The organism is Dietzia sp. SYD-A1 (assembly GCF_015356725.1).
GTDB lineage: Bacteria > Actinomycetota > Actinomycetes > Mycobacteriales > Mycobacteriaceae > Dietzia.
In genome coordinates this window covers 1-1,509 of the sequence record NZ_JADDKI010000558.1, presented here as the reverse complement: position 1 = coordinate 1,509, position 1,509 = coordinate 1, and the positions used below count along the sequence as shown (strand labels likewise).

2 protein-coding genes are annotated in these 1,509 nt (G+C 71.5%); both read right to left on the bottom strand.

Annotation, left to right across the window (positions count from 1 at the left end; genetic code table 11):
- On the bottom strand, positions 1 to 657 hold a 657-nt coding region (locus IY392_RS16935; RefSeq protein WP_194861861.1), incomplete at its 3' end, for a ubiquitin-like domain-containing protein.
- A 206-nt stretch (positions 658 to 863) separates the two neighbouring features.
- The coding region (locus IY392_RS16930) for a TatD family hydrolase (protein ID WP_194861860.1) at positions 864 to 1,509 on the bottom strand (646 nt) is incomplete at its 5' end.

Here is a 1,509-nt window from a genome sequence, read left to right as displayed (position 1 = left end):
GCCCCGCTCTCCTCGCCCGGCGACACCGTCGGCGGGGGGCTCGACCGTGTCGAGCGGTCCGAGGGTGATGCCGGCCCGCTCGAGGTACTCGCCGACGGTGTCGCCGGGCGAGGAGAGCGGGGCGGCCGGGGCGCCGTTGTCCGAGAGCAGCAGTTCGCGGGGGGTCACCACGGAGACCTCCGCGCCGTCGAGAGGCACCTCGGCGTCGATGCGGGGGCTGACGTAGCTGCGGGGCGGGACGTCGTCCCGTTCGGCGATCAACTCGGCGACCGTGGTGGCGGTGGTCCACACCTGTTCGCTGCTCCCGTCCACCTCCACGGTCACGGGTCGGGCACGGAGCAGGGTCACGGTGTCGCCGTCGTCGATGCGATCACCGGGAGCCACCACCACGTCGCGCTCGTCGACGCTGTACCCGGCGCCCTCGATCGCCGCGCGCACGTCGGACTTGAAGGTGACCAGTTCGACCGGTGCTCCGTCCACCTCGAGCGTGAAAGCGGTGCGCTGGTCCAACGCCGCGACGCCGCCGACGACGAGCGTGGTGAGCATGCCGGCCACCGACAGCCGCAGCATGGTGGAGCGCGACCTGTGGATCCGGTGGATCGGGGCCAGGACGCCCTTCGCGCCCGTGGGGGTCTCGGTCCGTGAATCGTCAACCACTGGTCAGATCTCTCCTCGCATAGCCCGTGGGCGCCCGAACGGACGCCCACGTTTCATCACGGTAGCGTAACGAGTCGGGGCCGCAGGGGCAACGTGATGCGCCTGACATGCGACGACGACGAGGTGGGCAGATCACGTTTCGTTACATTCGCCCCTCGACACACTTGAACCACACGGGCCACAGCGCCGGAGGAGCGGGCGGGGGATCACACGGTCAGCCCGAAGACCTCGCGCGCGGTGTCGGCGACCTCGGCGACGAACTCCTCCGGAGTCTGACCACGCACCTCCGCCACCACCCGCGCGGTGTACCCGACCAGCCCGGGTTCGTTGCGGGCCCCCCGGAACGGCTCCGGCGCCATGTAGGGGGCGTCGGTCTCCACGAGCAGCTGACCCGCGGGTGCCAGTCGGGCCGCCTCCCGCAGGTGCTCGTTGGCCTTGAAGGTCACGTTGCCGGTGAACGACAGCACGTAGCCGCGGTCCAGCGCCTCCCGGGCCACCTCGATCGGCGAGGAGAAGCAGTGCAGCATGACGTGCGGGATACCTGATCCGGGCCCGGCGACCTCGCCCAGGACGCGCATCAGGTCGTCGTCGGCCTCGCGGTTGTGGATCATCAGACACTTGCCCACCTCCGCGGCGAGACCCGCGTGCCAGCGCAGTGACTCCTCCTGCTTCGCCGGGTCCGCGCAGCCCTCCATCGTGCCCACCCAGTAGTGGTCCAGGCCGCTCTCCCCCACGGCCACCACCCGCGGATGTGACGCCAGCTCGCGCAGCCGCGCGCGCACTGCGGGGCCGCGGTCCGGGTCGGTGAGTTCCCGCGCGCGCGTCGGGTGCACCGCGACGGCGGCGTAGACC